Consider the following 23,980-nt stretch of genomic DNA (forward strand, 5'->3'; position numbering starts at 1 on the left):
CACCCACCATGTTCGAATTTACCGTCGTTCCGGGACCGGCTGTGCGCGAAGCGCTGGACAAGGACCGGCCGGCCGTCATCGACCTCGTGCGCCGTACCTATGTGCACCACGAAGCCGGGGATTCGGTCAACCCGGACAGCTACTTCCTGCGGTTCCCCGACAAACCCGATTCCCGGATCATCGCCCTGCCCGCCTTCCTGGGCGCGGACGTCCAGCGCGCCGGCATCAAGTGGATCTCCAGCTTCCCGGCCAACACCGCCGCAGGGCGCCCCCGGGCCTCCGCAGTCCTCGTCCTCAACGACTACGAGACCGGCTACCCGACGGCCTGCCTGGAGGCCGCGACCATCAGCTCGGCCCGTACCGCCGCCTCCGCCGCCGTGGCCGCCACGGCGCTGCGCCCCGGTGGCCACAGCGGCAGCACGCTCTCCGTGGTCGGCGCGGGCATCATCGCGCGCAACGTCTGCGACTATGCGCACGCCGCGGGCGTACGCCCCGACACCTACCTGGTGCACGACCTGGACCCGGCGTCCGGCCAGGCCCTCGTGGAGCACATTCGTGAGCACCTGGGAGCGCCGGCCGCGTTCGTCGCCGACCTGGACACCGCGCTGGCGGCCGACACCGTGGTGTTCACCACCACCGTGGCCACCCCTTATGTGCACACCCCTTTCAGGCCGGGTCAGTTGGTGCTCAACATCTCGCTGCGCGACCTCGCCCCCGGCGTGATCACTCAAGCGGCCAACATCCTCGACGACGTCGAGCACTGCCTCAAGGCCGACACCTCCCCCCACCTCGCGGAACAGGCCACCGGTGGGCGGGAGTTCGTGACCGGCACGCTGGCCGCCGTGCTGAACGGCGAGGTGACGCCGGGCGACGACCTGCCGGTGATCTTCTCCCCCTTCGGGCTCGGCGTGCTCGACCTCGCGGTCGGCTCGCACGTCCTGCACCGAGCGCAGGAGGCGGGCACCGCGATCGACATCCCCGGCTTCTTCGCGGAGACGCACCGCTGGTAACGGCACCCCGCTGTCTTGCGGCCACGTCGGCCGTCCAGCCGGAATTCTCCTGAGGTGGACTTCAGCATGATCACGCACTGGTGGCTCAATGAAATGCCGCCGATACCGGGAATCCTCCGAGCGGTCTTCTATGCGGGGCTCCTGGTCATCTGTCTCGTCGACCAGCCCTCGCCGCTGCACTCCGCGAAAATCATCGCGAAGACCGAGCCGGCGTTCTACACGCCGGTCGGTGTGCTGCGGCTGCTCCGGATCCGCTGGGTCCGGCCCTGGGTGCTCGCCCTCGTCGCCAAGCTCACGGTGGCGGTGTGGATCGCCGCGGCCGTCGGGTTCCTCCAGCCCGTCACCGGGGTGCTGACCTTCGTGGGATTCGCGTTCCTCCACGCCGTCAACGCCGGTGCCCTGGGGTCCAATCACTCCACGCACTCGGCGGTCTACGCGCTCCTGTCCATGAGCTTCTCGGTCTCGTACGACTTCTCCCTCGACCGCCTGCTCGCCCAGCACACGGCCTGGCCCCGGTTGCTGTCCGAAGACTCCGTGCTCACCTCGGGGTTCGCCCCCGCGCTGCTGCTGATTCTCCTCGCCTACACCATGTTCGCCGGCGGAGCGGCCAAGGTGCGCTACGGCTGGTCCGGCTGGCGGGACGGCTCCGCGCTCCGCTTCTACCTGTCGGAGTCCGCCCCCGTCGCCCGCTGGCCGTGGCTCTCCCGCCTGGTGACCGGCAGCCCGGCCCTGTGCCGCCTCGCGGCCTGGGGCACGCTCGTCATCGAACTGGGATCCGTGGCCGCCGTCTTCAGCCACCAGGCACGGCTGCCCCTGATCCTCTGCTGGGTCGGCCTGCACCTCGGCATCCTGTGCATGATGATGCCCGCCTACTGGGTCCAGATGTGGTGTTACCTGCTGCTCCTCGACTGGCCCCGGCTCGTGTCCCTCGTCACCGGCGGCGAGCCCGGGCACCCCGCGGTCCCGGAGGGCGGGGCGGGGGCCATGACGCTCGCCGTCCTCGGCTGCCTCACCGCCGCAGCCCTGGTGTACATCCTGGTGACCGAGTCCGAGCAGTGGCCCTTCACCAGTGTGCCGATGTACTCCAACGGAACGCGGAGTGCCGACCGGATCGTCCTGCCCGGCCGCGCCGAACTGCACTCGCGCGCCGTGCGGGCCGCACGCGGCCGCCACGGGGCCTGGCAGCGCCCGTGGGTCGACCAGGAGTACATGGAGGACATCTGGGCCCTCCCCGCGGATGACGGGGCCCGGCCCCAGCGCCTCTTCCACCTGCTGCACGAACGCGGCGCCACACCCCCCGTGCGCTGGTCGCAGTACGCCAAGGTGGTGCGTGAGGTCGCCGTCGAGGACGTCGCGGCCAAACCCGCGGACCGGCCGGAGCACACCTCGGCACAGGAATACCCGGCCGCCCGCTTTCTCCGCGAGGTCGTGCCCCTGGTCCGGAACGCGCTGCCCGGCTGGGAGCAGTACAGGGCTCTGGAACTGATCTGCCGCACCGAGTGCGGGGGCGTGGTGATCGCCCGTGCCGAACTGGCGGACGTACCTGCCGAGGAGCCCGCCCGGTGAAACCCGCACCCCTCCCCGGTCCACAGCCGACCGCCACCCCGAAGAGCGAGGAACCCGTGAGCGCGAACAGCAGCCCGAGCCGGCACGAGATCGGACGCGCCCCGGCCGCCGACTGGTACCCGCTGTCGTCAGCACAACTCGCGATCTGGCTGACGACACAGACAGGCGGGGCCCACGGCGCCTACACTGTGCCGGGTGTCTACCGGCTGAGCGGCGCTCTCGACGCCGCCGCACTGCGACGGGCCTTCGAGGACCTGCTCGTACGCCACGAGTCGCTGCGCACAGCGTTCGAGGTGGTGGACGGGATACCGCGGCAGCGCCCCGTCACCGATGCCACGCTGGACTGGACCTACGAGGTCGCCGAAGGGGACGCGGAGCACCTCGTCGAGGAATTCACCGCCCGGGGGTTCGACCTCGCAGCGGGCCGCCTGTTGCGGGTACTTCTGGCGCGCGAGAGCGAGGACCGGCATGTCCTGGTGGTCTCCGCGCACCACATCGCGGTGGACGGCTGGTCGCTGACGGTGCTGATCGACCAGGTGACCGCGGCCTACAGTGCGTTCACCCGCGGCGAGGAGCCGGGGACCGGGACGTCACGGATCCAGTACAAGGACTACGCGAGCTGGCAGCAGGGTCTTCTGCAGGGCGGAGCCTTCGAGGAGTCGCGCGCGTACTGGCGGGAGCAGTTCCAGGAGGACGTCCCCCCGCTGGACCTGCCGGCCGACCGGCCACGCCCCGCCGCCCGCAGCTACCGGGGAGCCGTCGCGAGCCGGTTCATCGGGCGGGACACCCTCCACGCGCTCAAGGCCCTGTGCCGGCAGGAGCGGGTCACGCTCTTCGCGGGGCTGTCCGCGGCGCTCCGCGTCCAACTGCTGCGGTACACCGGCCGGCGTGACGTCGCGCTCGGCACCCCCTCCCTGTCGCGGCCGGTGCCGGAGCTGTACGACCAGATCGGCTGCTACATCAACAGCGTCGCGCTGCGCGACACCGTCCGGCAGGGCATGAGCTTCCGCGAACTGCTGGGTGCCGTCCAGAACACCTTGCAGGGCGCACTGCACCACCACGAGTACCCGTTCGACCAGGTCGTACGGGATGCCGGTGTCGCCACCGAGGCCGGCCGCAACCCGCTCTTCGACGTCATGGTCATCGCCGACCACGCCTGGGGACAGCCGACGGAGGCCCCGGCCGGACTGCGCATCGACGCCCTCAGGGCCGCCAACGGGCACAGCAAGATGGACCTGACGTTCTTCTTCGAGGAGACTCCCACGGGCCTGAGGGCCTCGGTGGAATACTCCACCGAGCTCTTCGACGCCGATCGCGTCGAGCGGTTGCTGGAGCACTTCGACGTGCTGCTGGGGGACGCGCCGGCCCGCCCCGACCAGGCCGTGGAGACCCTTGCCCTGATGGGCGAGGACGAACGGCACCGGGTGGTGCACGGTTTCAACCGCACCGGAAGCGGCTACGACCTCGACACGCCCCTCCCCCAGCTCTTCGAGCAGCAGGCGGCCCGTACCCCCGGCGCCGTCGCGACGGTCGACGACCACGGATCGCTGACCTTCGCCGCACTCAACTCCCGGGCCAACCGGCTCGCGTGGACCCTTCGCGAGTCCTACGGGGTCGGCGCGGGCACGCTTGTCGCCCTGTACCTGGAACGGTCGGTGGAACTGACCGTCGCCGTGCTGGCCGTGCTCAAGGCGGGCGGCGCCTATCTGCCCGTCAACACCGCCGACCCGCTCGACCGGGTGCGTACCGTCCTCGACGACAGTGGGAGCCGGCTGGTGCTGACCGGCGGCGAGCCGGCCGGACGCCTGCCCGAAGGCCTGCCGGCCCTGGACGTCACCGACCAGGCCGCGCTGTCACCGCGCACGGACGATCTCCCGCCGCTGGCGGGGCCCGACGACCTGGCGTACTGCATCTACACCTCCGGCTCGACCGGCCGCCCCAAGGGCGCCCTCATCGAGCACCGCGCGATCGTCAACCGGCTCCGCTGGATGGCGGACGACCTCGGGCTGGGCGCGGACGACGTCATACTGCAGAAGACCCCGTATTCCTTCGACGTCTCCGTGTGGGAACTGCTGCTGCCGGGGATCATCGGCGCCACGCAGGTCATGCTCCGCCCGGGCGGTGAATCCGACCCGCAACTGATCCGGGCGACCGTCGAGCGTCACGGCGTCACCCTCGTGCATTTCGTTCCCTCGATGCTCAGCCAGTACCTGACGGCCGCGCCCGATGCCTTCGCCGGAGTGCGTGTCTGCGTGTGCAGCGGCGAAGAACTGGACCGCGACCTCGCCGGCGCGTTCCTCTCCGCGACGGGCGGAACGGGTACCCGCCTGTTCAACTACTACGGCCCCACCGAGGCCGCCGTGGACGTCACGACGCTGCACGTCGAGGACGGGGATCTGCCGGTCACCATCGGCCGTCCCGCGCCCGGAAACCGCCTCTACATCGTCGACGAGGCAGGGGAGCCGTGCCCTGTCGGCGTCACGGGCGAGCTGTGCATCGGCGGCGTCCAGCTGGCTCGCGGCTACCTCAACCGTCCCGAGCTGACCGCCGAGCGGTTCACCCCGGCCTCCTTCCTCCAGGGTGAGCGGATCTACCGCACCGGTGACCTGGCGCGGTGGCTCCCCGACGGCGAAGTGCGCTACCTGGGGCGCCGCGACGGCCAGGTGAAGATCCGCGGACACCGTGTCGAACTCGGCGAGATCGAGCAGGCGCTGCGCGACCAGCCGGGGGTGGAACGCGCCGTGGTGCTGCCGCGGCACGACCCCGCCGGCACGGACTTCCTGTACGCGTATGTGGAGGCGCGCCACGGCTGCCCGCCCGCCGACCGGCTGCGGGACGCTCTGGAGCGGCGCCTGCCGCGTTACATGGTGCCCTCGCACTACGTCCGCACGGAGACGTTCCCGGTCACGCGCAACGGCAAAGTGGACCGCGAGGCGCTCACCCGGCTGTCCGGTGCGGAACTCGCGACCGCCGAGTTCGTCGAGGCGTCCACGCGGACCGAGCAGGCCCTGACCGGGATCTGGCAGTCGTTGCTGCCTGTCGGGCGGATCGGCGTCACGGACGACTTCTTCGTGCTCGGCGGGCATTCGCTGATCGCACTCCAGCTCAGCAGCCGGATCAACGAGCGCTTCGGGCTGGACCTGCAGCCGGCTGCGGTCTTCACGCACCGGACGGTGGCCGCACAGGCACGGCTCGTCGAGGGTGCGGCCGCGGTCGCACGTCAGGCCCTGGAGCCGGTGGCCCGCGGCGAGCGGCACGTCCTCTCCTATGCCCAGGAGCGCATGTGGTTCCTGCACATGCTCGATCCGCAGAGCACGGCTTACCACATCCCCACGCTCGCCTCTTTCCACGGCCGGCTCCGCCCCGAGGCGCTCCGTGCGGCGCTGTCCGATCTGTTCGAGCGGCACGAGATCCTGCGCGTCACGTACGGCACCGCCGACGGGCAGCCCTTCCAGCGGCCTCACGCCGGTCTGGCGCTTCCCCTCTCGCACACCGACCTGTCACATCTGGACCCGCAGGAGGCGGAGGAGGCCGTCGCCCGTGCGGTGCGCGAGGACAGTACCCGGCCGTTCCGGCTGCGGGAGGAGCCTCCGGTACGGTTCGTGCTGTTCAAGGTGCACGACACCGAACACCGGCTGCTGACCACGCTGCACCACATTGCCGGCGACGGCTGGTCGACACGGCTGATGATGCGAGAGCTCTCGATCCTCTACACCCGGCACACGGGTGGGGCCTCCGCGCCGTTGCCGGACCTTGCGGTGCAGTACATCGACTACGCCACGGCGGTGCGCGACGAGGGGCACCAGCAGGCCGTCGACGCCGACCTGCGGTACTGGACGGAACGGCTCGCCGGCGCCCCCGCCCTGGAGCTGCCGACCGACGTGCCGGACCCCGGAGCCACCGGCAGGCACTGCGGCAGGACAGGGCTGACCCTCCCCGCCGCGACGGCCCGCAAGCTGCGCGACCTGGCCGCACGGACGTCGACGACCTCGTTCGAGGTGACCATGGCGGCCCTCAACCTGCTGCTGTCCCGGCTCGGTGACCAGCAGGACGTGAGCATCGGCTACCCGGTGGCCAATCGGCAGAGCGTCGAACTGGAAGGGATCATGGGTCTCTTCCTCAACACGCTGGTACTGCGCACCGACCTCTCCGGCGAACCGGCCTTCACCGAATTGCTGAAGCGCGTGAGCGCCGGCATCCACGGGGCGTACGCGCATCAGTCCGCGCCTTTCGAGCTGCTGGTCGAGCGGCTCAACCCCGTCCGGCAGCTGGACCGCACTCCCGTTTTCGACGTGCTGCTCAACTACCTGGGCAGCCTGCGCGAGGAGGCCGAGATCGAAGGGCTGAGGGTCGACTTCGACGACCAGCTCTTCGAACCCGAGGCCAAGTTCCCGCTGACCTTCTATGTGTGGGACGAGGAGGACGGCTCGGGCGGCGAGAGCCTGCACATCGAGCTGGTGCACAAGTCCGCCCTGTTCTCCGCCGCACGCGCCGAGGCGATGCTGCACCAGCTCGGCGCCCTGCTGGAGCAGGTCGCCGAGGCCCCGGAGCGGCCGCTCGCCGCGTACTCGCTGGTCCGGCCCGGAGCCACCGCGGAAGCGCGCCTGCGCACGGCCGTCGAGGAACCTGCGCAGCCACCGGTCACCGAGCTGATCGCGGCACAGGCGGCCCGGTCCCCCGGGCACGCGGCCCTCGTCCAGGGAACCCGCTCTCTGTCGTACGCGGAGCTGGTGCGGCGCTCCGAGGACCTGGCCCGGCGCCTGGTCGCGGAAGGGTGCGCGCCGGGCCGGGTGGTGGGTGTGACCGGGCCGCGCAGCATCGGGTTCTACGTGGCCATGCTGGGCGTTCTCCGCAGCGGCGCCGTCTTCTTCCCGCTGGACCCGGCGCTGCCCCCAGGCCGCCGTGACCACCTGCTGAGCGTCGGCCGGCCGGAGCTGATGGTACGGGCCTGCGATCTCCTCGCCGGCGGCGCGGACAGCGCCGATGACGGCGCGGTGCCGGTGGTCCTGGTGGACGCGCACACCGGAACGCTCGCGGAGGAGGCCCCCGCCGGGGATCTCCCGCCTGTGGCCCCGGAGGCGCCGGCGTATCTCTTCTTCACCTCCGGCACAACCGGCACCCCGCGTGGCGTGGTGGGACGGCACGCGTCGCTGAGCCACTTCCTGCGCTGGCAGAGCGGCGAGTTCGCCATCGCGGCCGGGGACCGGTGTGCCCAGCTGACCAGCCCCTCCTTCGACGTGATGCTGCGCGACACCCTGCTCGCCCTGGTCTCGGGCGGCACGACGGTCGTGCCCGAGCCCTCGGACCTGCTGGGGGGCAAGGCGGTGTTCGCCTGGCTGGAGCGCGAGCAGGTCAGTGTGCTGCACGCCGCGCCGACGGTTTTGCAGTCCTGGCTCCTGGACGCCCCGGCCACGTCCCGCCTGCCCCGTCTGCGCCTGACCTTCCTGGCGGGCGAGCCGCTGAAGGCGGCCCTGGTGGAGCGGTTCCGGGACGTTTTCCCCGACAGCGGGGAGATCGTGAACCTGTACGGCCCCACCGAGACCACGATGGCGAAGTTCGCCTATCGCGTCCCGGAGGCCGGGGAGCTGCCGCCGGTGCTGCCGGTCGGTTCACCGCTGCCGCAGTGCCAGGCGATCGTGATGCTCGACGACGTCATCTGCGGAGTCGGAGAACCCGGCGAAATCATCATTCGCACCCCGTTCCGGACACTGGGCTACCTGAACGCCCCCGAGGCCGACGCCGCGGCCTTCTTCCCCAACCCGCACCGCGCCGACGAACGGGACCTGCTCTACCGCACCGGTGACATAGGACGGCTGCGTCCCGACGGACTGCTGGAGGTCATCGGGCGGGCGGACCACCAGATCAAGATCAGCGGCGTCCGCATCCACCCGGCCGAGATCGAAGGTGTGCTGCTGAACCACCCGCTGGTGTCGGCCTGCGTCACGACGGCCCACAAGAGCCCGCAGGACGAGTACCACCTCGTGGCCTATGTGGTGCCGGACGCCGGTGCCGAGGGGGACGGGATGGGGGGACGGCTGCGCCAGTACCTCACCGGCCAGCTCCCACAGGCCATGGTCCCGGGTGAGTTCGTCGTGCTCGACCGCATCCCCACCAACGCGAACGGCAAGCCGGACCGCCGGGCCCTGCCCGCGCCCAAGTTCCTCCAGGACGCGCCCGTCACCGGACAGGCCCCCCGGAGCGCGGCCGAGCTGCGGATCCAGGAAGCCTGGCAGTCGGCCCTGGGCCGCCGGGTCTCCGGCGTCGACCAGGACTTCTTCGAGCTCGGCGGCACATCGCTGAAGCTCCTGAGGCTCCACGCACTGCTGGAAGAGCACTTCCCCGCCACCTTCCGGGTCGCGCAGCTGTTCAGCCACCCCACCATCGCCCGTCAAGCCCGGCTGGCCGAACCGTCGGCTGCCCGCGAGACCCAGAACCACACACAAGACGAGGTTTCCGAGCATGACTTCTGATCAGAACTCCGCGGCCGCGGGGGCCCGGGACATCGCCGTCGTCGGCATGGCCGTACGCCTGCCCGAGGCCGACGACACACGGCAGTTCCTGGAGAACCTGCGCAGCGGGCGCGACAGCGTCCGCGAGATCTCGGCCGAGCGCCGCCGCCGCACCTCGATGCCGGCCGACGAGGACTTCCAGCTCAACGGCTACATCGAGGACATCGACTCCTTCGACCACGCCTTCTTCGGCATCTCGCGCGGCGAGGCACAGCTGATGGCCCCCGAGCACCGGCTGCTGCTCCAGACCGCCTACCAGGCGGTGGAGAACGCGGCCCAGCGCCCGGCATCCCTCAACGGCCGCAGGATTTCGGTGTACGTGGGCGACACCCGGATCGCGTACCACCAGCTCGCCCGCACCATCGAAGCCCCGATGGTGATGGGCGTGCACGTGGCCGCCACCGCCGGCCGCCTCTCGCGCTTCTTCGGGCTCTCCGGGCCGGCCGCCATGGTCGACTCCTCCTGCTCCTCCGGGCTGCTCGCCGTGCACCACGCGGTCAACGACATGGTGCTCGGCGACGCGGACATGGCCCTGGTCGGCGGGGTGAACCTGAACCTGTTCGGCGAGCCGGCCCGCTACGACGACGGCCTCGACCTGGGCATCCGGTCGGCGGACGGCAAGACCCGGGCCTTCTCCGCCGACGCGGACGGCACCGGGTCCGGTGAAGCCGTGGTCGCCGTCCTGCTCAAGCCGCTGGACCACGCCCTGCGCGACGGGGACCCCGTGCACGCCGTCATCAAGGGCATCGCGGCCAACAACGTCGCCGACCGGTCCACTTCCCTCACCGCTCCCGACAGCGCGGCGCAGGCGGAGGTCATCACGCGTGCCTGGCGGAAGGCCGGAGTGGACCCCGCCACGATTTCGTACGTCGAGGCCCACGGCACCGCCACCCGGCTCGGCGACCCCATCGAGATCGAGGCCCTCGACCAGGCCTTCGGCAGGAACCCCGGCCGGAAGCACTCCGTCGCGCTCTCCTCGGTGAAGAGCAACATCGGCCACACCTGGAGCGTCTCCGGGCTGGTCGGTCTGGTGAAGGCCGTGCTGGCGCTGCAACACCGGCAGCTCTTCCCCAGCCTGCACGCCGACGCCCTCAGCCCTCTGATCGACTTCTCGGAGACGGCCGTCGGGGTCACCCGGCAGCTCACACCCTGGGAGCCTGCGGGCGGGGTGCGCCGGGCAGGGGTCAGCTCCTTCGGCGTCATGGGCACCAATGTGCACGCGATCCTCGAAGAGGCGCCCGAGCCCACCGCGAGCGGGGCTCCCGCGGCCTCAGCCGCCGACGGGTACTGGATCCCGGTCTCCGCCAAGACGCCCACCGCCCTGGCCGCCAACGTCGCCGCACTGCGCGCCCGGATCGGCAGCGAGCCGCAGCTGCGGCTCGCGGACATCCAGCGAACCCTGACGGAGGGGCGTGACCACCACCCGTACCGGTACGCGGTGGCCGCCGGCGACCTCGACGGCCTCTCCCGGGCACTGGCCGAGCCGCTCGGCGCCCCGGCGGCCACCGGGCCGGTCACCGTCCTGCTGGTCTCGGGGCGCTGTCACGCCGGCCCCGGTCAGGTCTCCGCTTTCCGCGCCGCCCAGCCGCGCTTCGACGAGCTCTACGCCCAGTGCGAGCGGGCCGCCGCGGATGCGGACGGGACGGCACCCGACGAGCAGTTCGCCTTCCAGTACGCCCTGCACGGGCTGCTCCTCGAGATCGGCCTCGGCTTCCGCCACGTCGTGGGAGAGGGCGCGGGCAAGCACGTGATCGACGCCGCGGCCGGCCGGCTTCCGCTCGCCGAGGCGCTGCGCCTGGCGCACGCCGAACGCGCCGCGCAGCCGGCCGAGCCCGCCGACCTGGACGCGCGCGTCGACCGGCTGCTCGGAAAGCTGGTGGGCGGGCAACCGGTCCTCTTCGTGGAAGCCGGCCCGCTGTCCACCATCTCCGGGGCCCTCGCCGCGCGCGGCGGGGCCGGGTACCGGGTGGTGTCCGTGACGGAGGGGCCCTCCTCCCTGCTGCGTGATCTCTACGCGAGTGGCGCCGACTGGAACTGGGCGAGCACCGCGGGCGGGGGCCGGAGGATCGAGCTTCCCTCCTACCAGTTCGACACCATCCGCTGCTGGCTCGACGACGCCGACGTGCTTTCCGCGGCGAAGCCGGCCACCGACCTTGCCGAGGCACCCGGGGAGCGGTCCGCCCCGGCGCCCACCGACGTCCTGGAGACGGTGACGGGAATCTGGCGGGACGTCCTCGGAACGGAGGACGTCTCCCCGTCGGACTCCTTCTTCGATCTGGGCGGTGACTCCATCAGCGGCCTCCAGGTGGTCAACCGGATTCAGAAGTTCTTCGGCATCGAACTCGACGTCCTGACCCTCTTCGACTACGACACCCCCGAGACCCTCACCGACCACCTCGGCACGCTCATGGCTCCCGGTCCGGACGCCGCGCCGGCCGTCGCCGAGGAGGCGTCTCCTCCGGCCGGACCAGGACCCTTCCCGGCCTCCGCCGCCCAGCTGAACGTCTGGCTGGCCTCCCAGTTCGAGGGCGGCTCGGTCGCCTTCAACCTCACCCGGAGTTTCGAGCTCACCGGCCCGGTGGACGCCGCCGCGCTCCGGAAGGCGGTGGACGGCCTGGTCCTCCGCCACGACGGCCTGCGCGCCTCGTTCCGCCTGGAGGACGAGCAGTTGGTCCAGCAGATCGCGCCGGCCGAGCCGGGCGCGGTCGCCGTCGAGGTGCGCACCGAGGCGACCGCGCTTCCGGAGCGCCCCGAGGCGGTCAGGCTGGTCCGGGAGTTCGCGGCACGCCCCTTCGATCTGGGCCGCGGCCCGTTGCTGCGTGTCCAGCTCACCGGTTTCCGGGACCAGCGCCACCTGCTGACGCTGAGTACCCATCACATCGTCGCCGACGGCTGGTCCCTGGGGCTGCTGGTGCGCGATCTGTCCACGCTGTACGCCGCCGCCCTCGGAGATGCGGAGGCCGCTCTGCCACCCGTGGACGGTACCTACCGGGATCACCACGTCCGGGAGGCGCGGCGCGCGCAGGAGCAGCATGAGCGGTCCGCCGCGTACTGGCTCGACACGTTCGCCTCCGTGCCCCCGGCACTCGCCCTGCCGACCCGGGCGGGCTCCGCCGAAAGCCGCGCGTACACCGGGGCGTACCGTGACTACGCTCTGCCCGCCCCTCTGTGGCAGCGGCTCACGTCCTACGCCCGGTCCCGGGGCGGCACCGCGTTCACCGCCGTGGTCAGCGCCTTCGCCGCGGCCCTCTCCCGTTTCAGCGAGCACGGTGAGCTGGTGCTGGGCACCTCGGTGGCGGACCGCGGCGAGGAATCCCTGGAACAGCTCGTCGGCATGCTGGTGCGGACCGTGCCGCTGCGGCTGCGCGTCGATGCCGAGGCCGGCTTCGACGCCCTGTACCAGCAGGTGCGCGGTACCTTCGGCGACGGCCTGCGCCACATGGGTTACCCCTACGAGAACCTCGTCCGCGACCTCCAGCAGCGCGGGCGGACGCACACACCGGACCTGTTCGACGTCCTGATCGAGTTCGAGCAGTTCGCCGATGCCGGGGCGGGACCGCTGGAGGCCATGGCCGCCACCGGGCTGGGCGTCGCGCAGGTCGAGGTGACCCTGGAGACGAGCGTCTTCCCCCTCAACATCATGCTGGCCGAGCAGCGGGGGACGCTGGGAGCAGCTGTCCGCTTCGACACCCGCCTCTTCGAGCCGGCCACCGTCGACGGGCTCTGGGAAGCGTTCGAGGCCCTGCTGGACACGGCGCTGACCGATCCGGACACCCCCCTGGGACGGCTCCCGCTGCTGTCCGCCCGTGAAGAGCTGCGGGTGCGCACTCTGGGCCACCGGGAGCTGGAGTTCGACCGCGGTTTCCAGATCCACCGGGCCGTCGAGCACTTCGCGGCGACGACGCCCGACCGGCTCGCCCTGTCCTCCGCCACCGTCCCGGCCGACCGGCGTACTTTCGGCGAGCTCAACACCCGGGCCAACCGGCTCGCCCACTACTTCGCCGAAGAGCTGAACGTGGGACGCGGCGAGGTCGTGGCGCTGGTGATGGACCGGTCGGTGCTGATGGTGGAGTCGATCCTCGCCCTGTGGAAGTGCGGTGCGGCGTATCTCCCGGTCGATCCCGGATATCCGGCTTCGTTCATCCGCGGCATGCTGGAGTCCTCGGGTGTGCGCGTCGTGGCCCTGGACCCCCGGCAGGAGCCCGAGGAGCTGGCCGCCCACGTGCCTTCGGGATGCCGGCTGGTCGAGCTGACCGAGCACACCGGGCAGCACTGCGCCGGTGGCGATCCGGGGCTGCCCGTCGAAGAGTCCGGGCTCGCCTACGTGATCTACACCTCGGGGTCGACCGGGAAGCCCAAGGGCGTCATGGTCGAACACCTCGGGATGCTGAACCACCTGCACGCCAAGATCGCCGACCTGGGGATCACCGAGGAGAGCGTGATCGTCCAGAACGCCTCCAACAGCTTCGACATCTCGCTGTGGCAGATGTTCGCCGCACCTTTCGTCGGTGGCCGCACCGTCGTCGCGGCGGAGGCCCTCCAGCTCGACCCCGTCCGCTTCGCCGAGCGCGTCGAGGCCGAGGAGGTCACCGTCCTGGAAGTGGTCCCCTCCTACCTTGAGGCGATGCTCGACGCCTGGGACCGCGCAGAGCGGCGGATCCCGCTGGAGAACCTGCGGTACCTCATGGTCACGGGCGAGGCGTGCCTGCCCCGTCAGGTGAACCGCTGGCTGCGGGAGTACCCGCGCATCCCGGTGGTCAATGCCTACGGTCCGACCGAGGCGTCCGACGACGTGACCCACCATGTGATGGACCGGCCGGTGAACAGCGAGATCGTGCCCTTGGGCCGCCCCGTTCCCAACACCCTGATCTACGTCCTGGACGAGCACCTGCGCGTCGTCCCGCAGGGTGCGCGGGGAGAGATATACGTCTCCGGCATCTGTGTGAGCCGCGGATACCTCAACGCACCCGAGCAGACGGCCCGCGCGTTCATGACGGATCCCTTCGAGCCCGGTCGGCGGATGTACAAGACGGGCGACAACGGCCGCTGGACGGAGCAGGGGGAGCTGGAGTACTTCGGCCGGACCGACAGTCAGGTCAAGGTACGCGGCTTCCGGGTCGACCTGGGGGAGATCGAGCGACGGGTGGACGAAGCGCCCGGCGTCAAACAGGCGGCGGTGGTCGTCAAGAACCACGGAGGGGCGGGGCAGGACAAACAGCTCTACGCCTACCTCGTCCTGGGGGACGGCGGCACGGTGGAAGGCTGCCGCGACCATGTGCGGCGCGAACTGCCGCATCACATGGTGCCGAGCGAGTTCGTGGTGCTGGAACGGCTGCCGCTGACCGCGAACGGCAAGGTCGACCGCCCGTCGCTCGCCGGCCTGAGGGCGGAGCGGAACGCCGCGGCCGCCGTGGGCCCGCGTACGGATGCCGAGCGGGTGGTGGCCGAGATCTGGGCGGAGGTACTGGGGCTGGACGCGGTGGGAGTGACGGACCGCTTCTTCGACGTCGGCGGCAACTCGCTCCGCGCCATCCAGGTGCTGGCCAGGGTCCGCGGCCGGCTCGCCGCCGACCTCGGCCTGGAGCAGTTCTTCTCCCACCCCACCGTGGCGGGGCTGGCCGCGCTCCTGCCCGGGGCGACCGACGCCGGGGAACACGGGACGATCCGCTCCCTCGGCGGCCCCGGCACCTACAAAACCTCCCCCACCCAGCACCTGCTGCTGGCCGTGGAGGAGCACTACACGCCCGCCCAGCGCGCCGCGTTCAACCGCAACGACCTCATCGAGCTGCACGGCCCGGTGGATCCCGCCCTGCTGGAACGCTCCTTCGCCGTCCTGGCGGACAGGCACGAGACCCTGCGCACCACCTTCGACACGAACGTCCAACCACCGGTCCAGACCGTGCACGCAGCGGGCGCACTCACCCCGGCTTTCCTGGTGCACGACCTGACGGACCGCCCCGACCCGGACGGCGCCGTACAGGAGTTCGTCGATGCCCGCGTCCAGATACCGTTCGACATCACCGCGCAGCCCCTGGTGCGGGCCGACCTGCTGCACACCGGCGAAGGCAGGTACGCCCTGCTCACGTCGGTGCACCAGCTGGTCTCGGACGGGATCTCGGCCGCCGTGCTCCACCGGGAGTGGCAGGAACTGTACGGCGCGCTGGCGGCGGGCCGCCCCGCCGCACTGCCGGAACTCACCGTGCAGTACAAGGACATCGCGGCCTGGCGGGACGAGCGACTGACGCCGGAAGCGCGACGGGAGCACCTGGAGTTCTGGAAGCGCGAGCTGGACGGCGCCTCCCCCGTCGTGCCACTGGTCACCGACTTCCCCCGGCCGCCGGTGAGCGCACTGGCCGGCGTCCGGCTGCGGCGCGCCCTGACCGGCGATCAGGCCGGGCGGTTGGGCACCCTGGCAAGCAGGCAGGGCGTCACGGAATTCGTGGTCGCGCGCGCCGCCGTCGGGCTTCTGCTGCTGGGCGAGACCGGGCAGTCGGACATCACCATGGGCACCTACACCAGCGGTCGCGACCGGCTGGACCTCGAAGGTCAGATCGGCTTCCACATCAACACCGTCCCGCTGCGGTTCCGGCTCCTGCCCGGCGACGACGTAAGCAGCATCCTCACCCGCTCCCAGCAGGACATACTGCGGGCCTTCCGGCACGAGGAGTATCCCTACGGCTGGACCATGCGTGACCTCGGCTGGGAACGCGGCCGTGACCGCAGCCCGCTGTTCGACGTCATGGTGGCGATGGACCAACTGGACGGGGAGGAGAAACCGCGGCACGAGGGCGGTGTCTCGTTCCGGGCACGCGATCTGCCGCGCCGCTCGAAGGAGGCGGACCTGCAGTTCGTCTTCATCCGCTCCACCGATGAACTCGAGATCGCGCTGACGTACAACAGCGAGATCTTCACCGGAGAACATGCGCAGGGCCTGCTGGAGAGGCTCTGCTCTATTCTCCACTTCATGATCGAAGACCGGTCGGTCTCCGACATTCTGACGCGGGAAGGGGATGGGACCGCGTGAACAGCGAGGACATTCTGGCGGGACTCGACGAGGAGCGCCGGGCCTTGGGGGAGAGCGCCGGGCGGGGCGGCATCGTCCGCGAGAACGCACCGGACGGATCCGAGTGCCGGATCGTGTACGCGCACTGTGCTCCCAATGAGTTGGACGACGTGATCCGGGAGGAGATCGCACGGGCGCGGGACCACGGCTACACCCTGGAGTGGAAGCTGTACGGCCATGACTCCCCCGCGGATCTGGCGGACCGGCTCACCGCCGCCGGGTTGGAGCCGGACGACCGCGAGAGCGTGCTGGTACTGCCCCTGGACGAGGCCGGCCTGGCCTCCTTCGACCCGGCGGGCCAGGACATCCGGCAGGTGACCGACGAGCGCGGGCTGGCGGACTACGCGGAGATCGCCCGCGCGCTCGGGCGGAAGAACGCCGAGGAGGAACGGCAGCGGCTCGCCGCCGAACTGCGCGAGGCGCCCGAGGCGATGAGCATCCACATCGCCTACGTCGACGGGGAACCGGCGTCCTGCGGCCGCGTCTACTTCCGGCCGGGCGGACCCTATGCCGAACTGGCGGGCGGCAGGACCCGCCCGGAGCACCGGCGCAAGGGGTTGTTCACAGCGCTGGTCGGCAGCAGGCTGCGGCAGGCGCGTGAGCGGGGGCGCACCCACGTCTTCGTCGACGCGCTGCCGACCTCCGAACCCACCTTGTGCAAGCGGGGGTTCGAGGTCGTGACCTGGACCAAGCCCTTCGTGTACGAACCCGGCTCCTGAGCCGGTCCGGACGGCGGGGAAGGCGGAAGGAAATCGCATGACAGCGGATGTCGTCGTGGTCGGCAGCGGACCGAACGGCCTGTCGGCCGCGGTCACCATGGCCCGGGCCGGCCTGCGCGTCGAGGTGTACGAGGCGGCACCGGAGGCCGGGGGCGGGCTGCGGAGCAAGGCGCTCTTCCGTCAGGACGTGGTGCACGACATCTGCTCCGCCGTGCATCCGATGGCCGCGGCCTCCGCGTTCTTCCGGGAGTTCGACCTGCAGGCGCGGGGGGTGGAGCTGCTGCAGCCGGCCATCGGTTACGCCCACCCGCTCCCGGACGGGCGGGCGGCGTTCGCCCATCACGACCTGGACACCACCTGTGCGGGTCTGGGGCGGGACGGGCGAGCCTGGCGGGCGCTGATGGAACCGCTGCTGGCGCACAGCCGGGCGGTGGTGGATTTCGCCCTCTCCGGACAGCGCGGCCTCCCCGAGTCCCTGGCGGCGCCGTTGCTGCTGGCACGGGGGATGCTCAGCCACGGCACCCCGCTGGCCCGACTGGCCTTCGCCACGGAAGAGGCGGCGGCGCTGCTGGCCGGCGTGGCGGCCCACGTGGTGGGCCGGATGCCCACGCCCTCGTCGGCAGCGACCGCCCTGCTCCTGGGCCACCTCGCGCACGGCACCGGCTGGCCGGTGCCGCGGGGCGGGAGCACGCGGATCGCCGAGGCGCTGCTGGCGGACGTGACGGCCCACGGGGGCACCGTCACGACGGGGCAGCGGATCACCGATGTGCGGGAGCTGCGGGGGGCCCGGGCCGTGCTGCTCGACGTCGGCCCCAAGGAATTCCTGGCCATCGCGGGTCCCCTGCTGCCACGCGGCTACCGCAGGGGGCTGCTCTCCTTCCGGTACGGCCCCGGCGCAGCCAAGGTGGATTTCCTCACATCGGCCCCGATCCCCTGGGCCGACCCGATGGTGGGCCGGGCCGGAACCGTACACCTGGGCGGACGGCAACGGGACGTCTTCCGTCAGGAGTCACTGACCGCCCGGGGTAAACGCGGAGGTGCTCCGTTCGTCCTCGTGGTGGACCCGGCCGCCACCGACTCCGGTCGCGTCGGGGCGAACGGGCTCCGGCCCGTGTGGGCCTACGCTCATGTGCCCAACGGTGACCCGACGGACCCGGGGGACCTGGTCACGGCGCGGATCGAGCAGTACGCGCCGGGCTTCACCGACACGGTGGTGGAGCGGCGCTCCGTGAGCGCCGCCGATCTGGAACGGTACAACCCCAACTACGTGGGCGGTGACATCGCCGCGGGGGCCATGACGCTCAAGCAGACGCTCTTGCGCCCCGTACCCCGCTGGGACCCGTACCGCACGCCACTGCGCGGGGTGTATCTGTGCTCCGCCTCCACCCCTCCGGGTCCGGGGGTGCACGGCATGGCCGGCTATCTGGCCGCACGCTCGGCGCTCCGCAGGGAGTTCGAAATACGTGCCGCACCCCCGCTCTCCCCCACGCGCTCGGACCGGATTCACCGGGCGGGAGCGGCCTGAGCGGTCAGGCTGCTCCTTCATGTGACAGGGCATCGGTCCCGGGGGCGGCATCCAGCCAGCCCCGTCGGCTCATTTCGATAGCCGCCTGGAAGCGGGTCTGCACGCCCAAGCGGTCGAGCAGGGTGGAGATCAGCCGGCTGAGCGTGCGTGAGGAGATGCCCACTCGTCGGGCGATGGTCTCGTCCTTCACTCCTGCGGCGAGCATCCGGATCACCGCTTCCTCCACCGCGCTCAGCCGCTGGGACGAGACGTCCGCCGCGGCATCCACCCCGGCGGCGGCCACCCAGCAATGGTCGTATACGGCACGCAAGGAGGGCACCAGCGCGGTGCCGTGAACGGCCCAGACGCCCCGCGCACTGTTCTCCGGATCAACCGGGACGAGCGCGAGGTCCCAGTCGATGATCAGCATGCGCTGAGGCAGGTGAGTGGCCAGGCGCACCTGGGCACCGGCATCCGCCAGCTCCCGCACATGACCTGACACCACTCGGTCGCACGCCTGCTGGTGAAGGAAGAGGGCCCGGACGGCAACACCCGAGCTCAGCATCCCCAGGCACCTCAAGAGCATCTCGTCCAGGGACGCAGCCGATGGAGTGGGGGCCCCGTACATCAACCAGACCTCCCGCCGGGCGAGGGCGGCCGCTTTGTCCAGGAAGGATTCCTCATGCTCGGTGGTGGGAAGGGCTTCGACGGCCAGCGTGCGCGTCGGCGACGACCGGGGCACGAGGTAGTCCTGCATGACGGAGACGATGGCCTCACGGGTGTGCGCCATCTGCTCCTGGTACCGGGTGAGCTGACGGTCCTCCTGAGCGAGCAATCCGCTGAGCGCCGCCTCCGGCGCCACTACGGCATACCCGCTGGGGGTGCGAGGAGCGGGGCGCATCAGGCCGACCCTCTCCAGGCCGTCCAGGGCTTCCCCGACCTCCTCCTCCGCGACGCCCAGCGACACGGCCGCCTCACCCATCGTCCAACTCCCCTGCCGCAACGCGAGCTCGTAGAGCCGCTGCCCCAGTTCCTCGGAGGACGGGTTTCCCCTCGCCATCCTGCTCCGATCCACAGACACGCCCGCCCCGGTCAGTGGGGGGCAGGCTCCGCAAGCGATCATGACGAAACGGAACCTCTCATGGGGCATGCAGTCGGGCAAGTCGGAAATCGGACATAACTTTGTCAAGATTTATGCATTACTTGGTGCTACATTGCCATTTTTGCCTAACAAGCTGTTCGTAACGGTCGGCCTGCGTGGCTGCTCCGGAGTCGAGGACGAGACGCTCGGCACTGCCTGGCGATCCAGCACCGTGGCTGTTTCCCGCAGGTCGGCCCCCTGTTCGCCTCCCCCGGCAGCCAGCACAATGCCGGGATGCACAACCGCGCCGGTAGCCACTGCCGCCCAGGAGTGGTGCCGGCGGACTCCTCCCCGTCTGACAACGAGCCGGGAAGTCATCTACGGAAGGGCAGTGCTCGTGAATCGAGTCGGTGTCGCGCTGGTCGGCCCCGGAGGCGTGAGCCGACGACATGTCGAGGCACTCGCCCATGTGGACGGTGCAGTACTCCGCGGCATTCTGCACCAGAGCCCCATGACCGGATTCCCTGAGTCCAACGCCAGGTACCTCTCCTGGAGTCAGTTACTCAGCGACGCGTCAGTGCAGTTGGTGTCCTTCTGCACCCAGGGCCGCACCCAGACGCGCCTTGCCCGGCAGGCTCTCGGAGCCGGCAAGGCGGTGCTGCTGGAGGGAATCGCGGCCCACTCGACCGCCGAGCTGGACCAGCTCGTGGAACTGTCGGAACGGACCGGTCGCCCGGCCGGGGTCATGCTCCCCTACCGGTACGGTCTCCCTCAGGATCTGCTGCAGGGAGGTTGGCGCAGCAGCGCCACCGCCACGCTGGCGATCTCGCGCTACCACCCTCCTGCCCCGCCCGGGTGCTCCGCCGAATGCGGCGCAGCCCCGGCCGTGGCCCGAGTCATCACGCGCCTGGGCATGCATTACCTCGACGTGGTCTGCCAGTTACTCGGGCCTCTGGCCGAAGTCCTTGTCGCGGGCCCGCAGGAACGAGCAGGGAACGCGGGGGGCCGGGTGGCGGGTGTGGTGCGCTTCGCCGCCGGCGGCGTACTGAGCTTCGCAGTGACCTGCGAGTCCCCCACCCGTATCGAGAGGCTTGCCGTTCTCGACGTGGACCAGAGCCTGATCATCGAGGACGGCCGGATCGTCACCGACGGAGCCGCCGGGCCGGTCGAACGGCCCGTCATGCATGTTCCGGGACTGCGTACCGAGGTGTACCGCGATATGACGGAGGCCGTCATGACCGGTCGGCCGCCCCGGAGATGCCACCTCTCCGCAACCCGGGCCGTGACCGTGATCCTGGATTCCGTACGGCGCCAGTTCGAGGCCGCGGCAGGCGATGCACACCACGGGTCGCGAGGTGGCCGCCCATCAGCTTGAGGGCCTCCGCGGCCTCGTCGGGGTGGTGAAGAACCCCTCGACGGTTCGCCCCCCACGGCCGAACAAGTCTGTAGAACGTGTGGAGGGGCCCTGGTGCCATAACGGCACCAGGGCCCCGAAGGAACTGCTACACCATCTGCCGACCCTGATACTGCGTCGGCCTTCTGTTTCCGCCGCCCCGACCGGAATGCTGTCGGGGGTGCGGGGATCGCGGTTGCTTGACCGGAGACCACCTCACTATCGATGTCCTGCGGTACCCGGGCTCACCACTTCCGCCCGGGCGATCCTGATGGCGCGCTTTCCTCCGTTCTTCCCTCTGGGATCAATCACTTACCAACTGCTGGTGTTGCGCACTGCTCTGTGGCCTGCGACAGCGCCACTCTCCGGCAGCCAGCCCCGTTGCCCGTCCTGCGTCTGCGCTGGCTTAGAACCCCACTGCCGGACTTCCCGGTGCGCGCGCCCGCAGCCGACGCCTTCACCGAGGTGCTGCTCACTGACCTCACTGCTGGGTACTGCTCATGGCGGCCCCTGATCACTGCGGGCCACCCGGTCCGGCAGTCAGTCCCGTCACCGTCCTGCAAAAACCCTGGCTTCGGAACTCCACCGCCGCACCGTCCTGCACACTGCAACTACGGGTACTACTGCCGGCAGTTCATCTCTGCCAGGCCCTGTGGATCTCGGCTACGAGAGAAACCATAATCACGCCAGCACCCAATGTCTACTGCCGCCAACATAAATTTCCGCGTGTTCGACAGTGAGGTAATCGACCTCGAACAGCAGCGAGAGTGAGTCGTTTGCGGGCAGCCTCGCAGTAACACTTGCTCAGCGCCGATCTCGGTCGCGGGCGCCAGATCTGTCCGACAGCGGGCCCCGCGGAGCCGACCGGGAGGGACAGACGCAGCAAGAACGAGGGTGATGCGCCGCCGGACCCTCCGGCGCCGGATCCGGGCAGGTACCTGTTCAACGCGCGGAGCCGTACTCGGCGATAACCCCCTCCGCGAGCCAGCAGTGCGCCCTTCCCAGGCTGGGTCCGGGGGTGGTGGTGAGGGTGTCCAGATGCTGCCAGTAGCGACGGAACGGAGCAACGGTGGTTTGCATATCCGTGGCCATGAACGCACGGAAGTGAGGTGTGTCCTCCGTATCGTAGGCACGGGCACAAGCACGGCAGAAAGCGTCCAGCGCCTCGCACCTGTGCGGTGCACGTCCAGCGGCGACGGCGGGTGCGGCACCGTCCGCTGCGTCGAGGAGCGCCGCATACATCGACGCCTTGTCCCGCACATGGGACGCGGCCCAGTAACCCAGGAACGCGGGCTCCGCTACGAGGAAGTGGAGCTCGGCATAGGCCAGTACGGCATCGGGTGTGGGGTCGCACGGCGGCTCGGGAACGGCCTGTGCGGTGATGGCATCGGCCAGGCGCCTCGGCAAGGTCGGAGGGAGGACGCGCTGCCACGCCCGGGCGAAGTCCGCAGTGGCCTGTGGCCGGCGCTGAACCCTGGCCAGCACGCGCAGCCGGCGCAGCCGCTCCGGGCCGGAGCATCCCTCCAGCGCCTGCAACGCCGCCTCACGCCATCGTAATTCCGCCAACTGCGTCTGTGTACTCGCCAACTGCTCGGCCACCAGATCGCCGAGACGCTGCCCACCGGTCGCGACGTTGGTGATGGCCGCGATCGGCACATCCAGCGCACGTAGCTGCTGCACCAGCTTCAGCTGTTCCAGCGCCTGTGGCGGGTAACGGCGATGGCCTCCCTCGCTGCGCGGGGCCGTCGGCAGCAGGCCGATGTCGGTGTAGTAGCGGATGGCCTTCACCGACAGCCCTGTACGTGTGGAAAGTTCCCCAATCGACCAAGTGACTTGCATCTCAGCCCCTTGAATCTCCCGTGCGGTGGAGGTCATAGCGTACGAAGCGTCGGCCCGACAACACGAGGCGAGGGCCGGATGTCCGGCTCCGGTGGACGGCGGGGGAGTCTGCCGGAGCCGGGCCGGACACCATGGCCGTAAGGGCCCATGGCAGGACAGAGCTGGAGCAGCATACGGCCGCTCCGTCGCGGGGCGACACCCGCCGGGTCGCGGCCGGGCTGCAATAGCGGCTCAGGAGCAGGCGCGGCGTCTCAATCTCGTCGTCGGCGCGCAGTGTCACACGGCACAGCCGCACCAACAGCGCCTCTGGGCCGAAGGGACCACGGCCTCGCTGTACCCTGCCGCGTTCTTGCCTCCTTCGAGCTACGACATTTGTCCTGCGGAACTGCTGACGTATCGCCATGGCCGGGGCGGTCGCGGGCCGGAAGGATGATCACGTAACGAGAAGCGAGGCGCCGAAGGGCGCGAGGAGTTCAGCGATGAGCAGCAGCACGAAGACGGTGGCCGGGCCGCGGAAGACGGGGGCGGGGCCGGCCGGTGCCGGTCCGGCGGGCGGGGCGGGGGGTCCGGGTGCACGGGGCGGGTCGCCGCTCACCCCGCTGGTGATCGACCTCGGAGTGCCGCTCGCGCTCTATTACGGCCTGCGCTGCGGCTTCGGGGTGTCCTCGCTCTGGGCGCTGGCGGCCGGAGCAGCGGTGGGGGCCGTCCGCGGGGGCATCGGCCTGGTGCGGCACCGGCGGCTGGAGCCGCTGCCGCTGCTGGTACTGATCAGCAGTGTCGTCGGCATGGTGCTGTCGCTGGTCAGCGGCAGCGAGCAGTTCATGATCGCGAAGGATTCGTTCGGCAGTGGTGTGATCGGCCTGGTGACGTTCTGGTCGGCGTTCACCACGCGGCCGATGATGACCGAGGGGCTGCGCCCGTTCTTCACCAAGGGCGATCCCGGGCGGCTCGCGGCGTGGGACCGCATAGCGGACCGCCCCGCGTTCCGGCGGGTGGAGCGCCGGACCACGCTGGTCTGGGGCACGGCCCTCACCGCCGAATGCGCGGCCCGGGTGATCCTCGCCTTCGTCCTGCCCGTCTCCACGATGGTGTGGCTCTCCACCGTCCTGCTGGTCGGGGCGATCATCCTGGCCGTGGTGGTCGGTGCGGTGGTGGCCGGCCCGCTCCAGACCATGCTGGACGAGGAGACGGCGACAGCTGCCTGAGCGAGGGCATGGGCTGGGCGGCACCGGAAACAGGGGCCCGGTACCGCCCAGGTCCGGCGAGCAGGCCCGTACCACCGCCGCCGGGCCCAGA

The 23,980-nt window shown here is 70.7% G+C and carries 10 protein-coding genes; 8 read left to right on the forward strand and 2 right to left on the reverse strand.

From position 1 onward, the window contains the following. Positions 1 to 8: 8 nt before the first annotated feature. The 6 genes from sbnB to ABZ951_RS06860 all read left to right on the forward strand — a co-directional run bounded on the left by sbnB (position 9) and on the right by ABZ951_RS06860 (position 18,392). A complete protein-coding gene (gene sbnB / locus ABZ951_RS06835) occupies positions 9 to 1,010 on the forward strand; it encodes a 2,3-diaminopropionate biosynthesis protein SbnB (RefSeq protein ID WP_344083778.1) in 1,002 nt (333 codons plus the stop codon). Positions 1,011 to 1,076: 66 nt separating this feature from the next. Beyond that, positions 1,077 to 2,576, forward strand: a complete 1,500-nt coding sequence (locus ABZ951_RS06840) for a hypothetical protein (protein WP_344083775.1) — start codon at positions 1,077 to 1,079, stop codon at positions 2,574 to 2,576. Then, entirely contained in the window at positions 2,573 to 9,046 is a 6,474-nt protein-coding gene (locus ABZ951_RS06845; RefSeq protein ID WP_344083772.1) for an amino acid adenylation domain-containing protein, read from the forward strand. The genes ABZ951_RS06840 and ABZ951_RS06845 overlap by 4 nt, the downstream gene beginning before the upstream one ends. After that, complete coding sequence (locus tag ABZ951_RS06850) at positions 9,036 to 16,109, forward strand: amino acid adenylation domain-containing protein (RefSeq protein ID WP_344083769.1); 7,074 nt, start codon at positions 9,036 to 9,038, stop codon at positions 16,107 to 16,109. Before ABZ951_RS06845 ends, ABZ951_RS06850 begins: the two co-directional genes overlap by 11 nt. Then, a complete protein-coding gene (locus tag ABZ951_RS06855; RefSeq protein WP_344083766.1) occupies positions 16,106 to 16,867 on the forward strand; it encodes a GNAT family N-acetyltransferase in 762 nt (253 codons plus the stop codon). Before ABZ951_RS06850 ends, ABZ951_RS06855 begins: the two co-directional genes overlap by 4 nt. 37 nt (positions 16,868 to 16,904) lie before the next feature. Further along, the gene (locus ABZ951_RS06860; protein ID WP_344083763.1) at positions 16,905 to 18,392 is read left to right on the forward strand and encodes an NAD(P)/FAD-dependent oxidoreductase; all 1,488 of its coding nucleotides are present in this window, start codon (positions 16,905 to 16,907) and stop codon (positions 18,390 to 18,392) included. 4 nt (positions 18,393 to 18,396) lie between these two features. On the opposite strand, the gene ABZ951_RS06865 is transcribed toward ABZ951_RS06860, so the two are convergent. Then, positions 18,397 to 19,431, reverse strand: a complete 1,035-nt coding sequence (locus tag ABZ951_RS06865) for a helix-turn-helix transcriptional regulator (RefSeq protein WP_344083760.1) — start codon at positions 19,429 to 19,431, stop codon at positions 18,397 to 18,399. A gap of 307 nt (positions 19,432 to 19,738) precedes the next feature. Between ABZ951_RS06865 and ABZ951_RS06870 the strand changes: the two genes are divergently transcribed. Beyond that, the gene (locus tag ABZ951_RS06870) at positions 19,739 to 20,827 is read left to right on the forward strand and encodes a Gfo/Idh/MocA family oxidoreductase (RefSeq protein ID WP_361279315.1); all 1,089 of its coding nucleotides are present in this window, start codon (positions 19,739 to 19,741) and stop codon (positions 20,825 to 20,827) included. Positions 20,828 to 21,787: 960 nt separating this feature from the next. On the opposite strand, the gene ABZ951_RS06875 is transcribed toward ABZ951_RS06870, so the two are convergent. Next, positions 21,788 to 22,720: a MerR family transcriptional regulator gene (locus ABZ951_RS06875; protein WP_361279278.1), complete on the reverse strand. Its 933-nt coding sequence runs from the start codon at positions 22,718 to 22,720 to the stop codon at positions 21,788 to 21,790. 443 nt (positions 22,721 to 23,163) lie between these two features. Here ABZ951_RS06875 and ABZ951_RS06880 point away from each other — a divergent pair, with 443 nt between their 5' ends. Then, positions 23,164 to 23,889: a VC0807 family protein gene (locus ABZ951_RS06880; RefSeq protein WP_344083754.1), complete on the forward strand. Its 726-nt coding sequence runs from the start codon at positions 23,164 to 23,166 to the stop codon at positions 23,887 to 23,889. Positions 23,890 to 23,980: the final 91 nt, after the last annotated feature.

Source organism: Streptomyces sp. NPDC046215 (assembly GCF_040646215.1).
Classification (GTDB): domain Bacteria; phylum Actinomycetota; class Actinomycetes; order Streptomycetales; family Streptomycetaceae; genus Streptomyces; species Streptomyces stramineus.

Coding starts and splice junctions, on each gene's coding strand:
- sbnB (WP_344083778.1), top strand. CDS start 9: ATGTTCGAATTTACCGTCGTTCCGGGACCGGCTGTGCGCGAAGCGCTG.
- ABZ951_RS06865 (WP_344083760.1), bottom strand. CDS start 19,431: ATGGCGAGGGGAAACCCGTCCTCCGAGGAACTGGGGCAGCGGCTCTAC.
- ABZ951_RS06880 (WP_344083754.1), top strand. CDS start 23,164: ATGAGCAGCAGCACGAAGACGGTGGCCGGGCCGCGGAAGACGGGGGCG.
- ABZ951_RS06870 (WP_361279315.1), top strand. CDS start 19,739: ATGCCGGGATGCACAACCGCGCCGGTAGCCACTGCCGCCCAGGAGTGG.
- ABZ951_RS06840 (WP_344083775.1), top strand. CDS start 1,077: ATGATCACGCACTGGTGGCTCAATGAAATGCCGCCGATACCGGGAATC.
- ABZ951_RS06860 (WP_344083763.1), top strand. CDS start 16,905: ATGACAGCGGATGTCGTCGTGGTCGGCAGCGGACCGAACGGCCTGTCG.
- ABZ951_RS06875 (WP_361279278.1), bottom strand. CDS start 22,720: ATGACCTCCACCGCACGGGAGATTCAAGGGGCTGAGATGCAAGTCACT.
- ABZ951_RS06850 (WP_344083769.1), top strand. CDS start 9,036: ATGACTTCTGATCAGAACTCCGCGGCCGCGGGGGCCCGGGACATCGCC.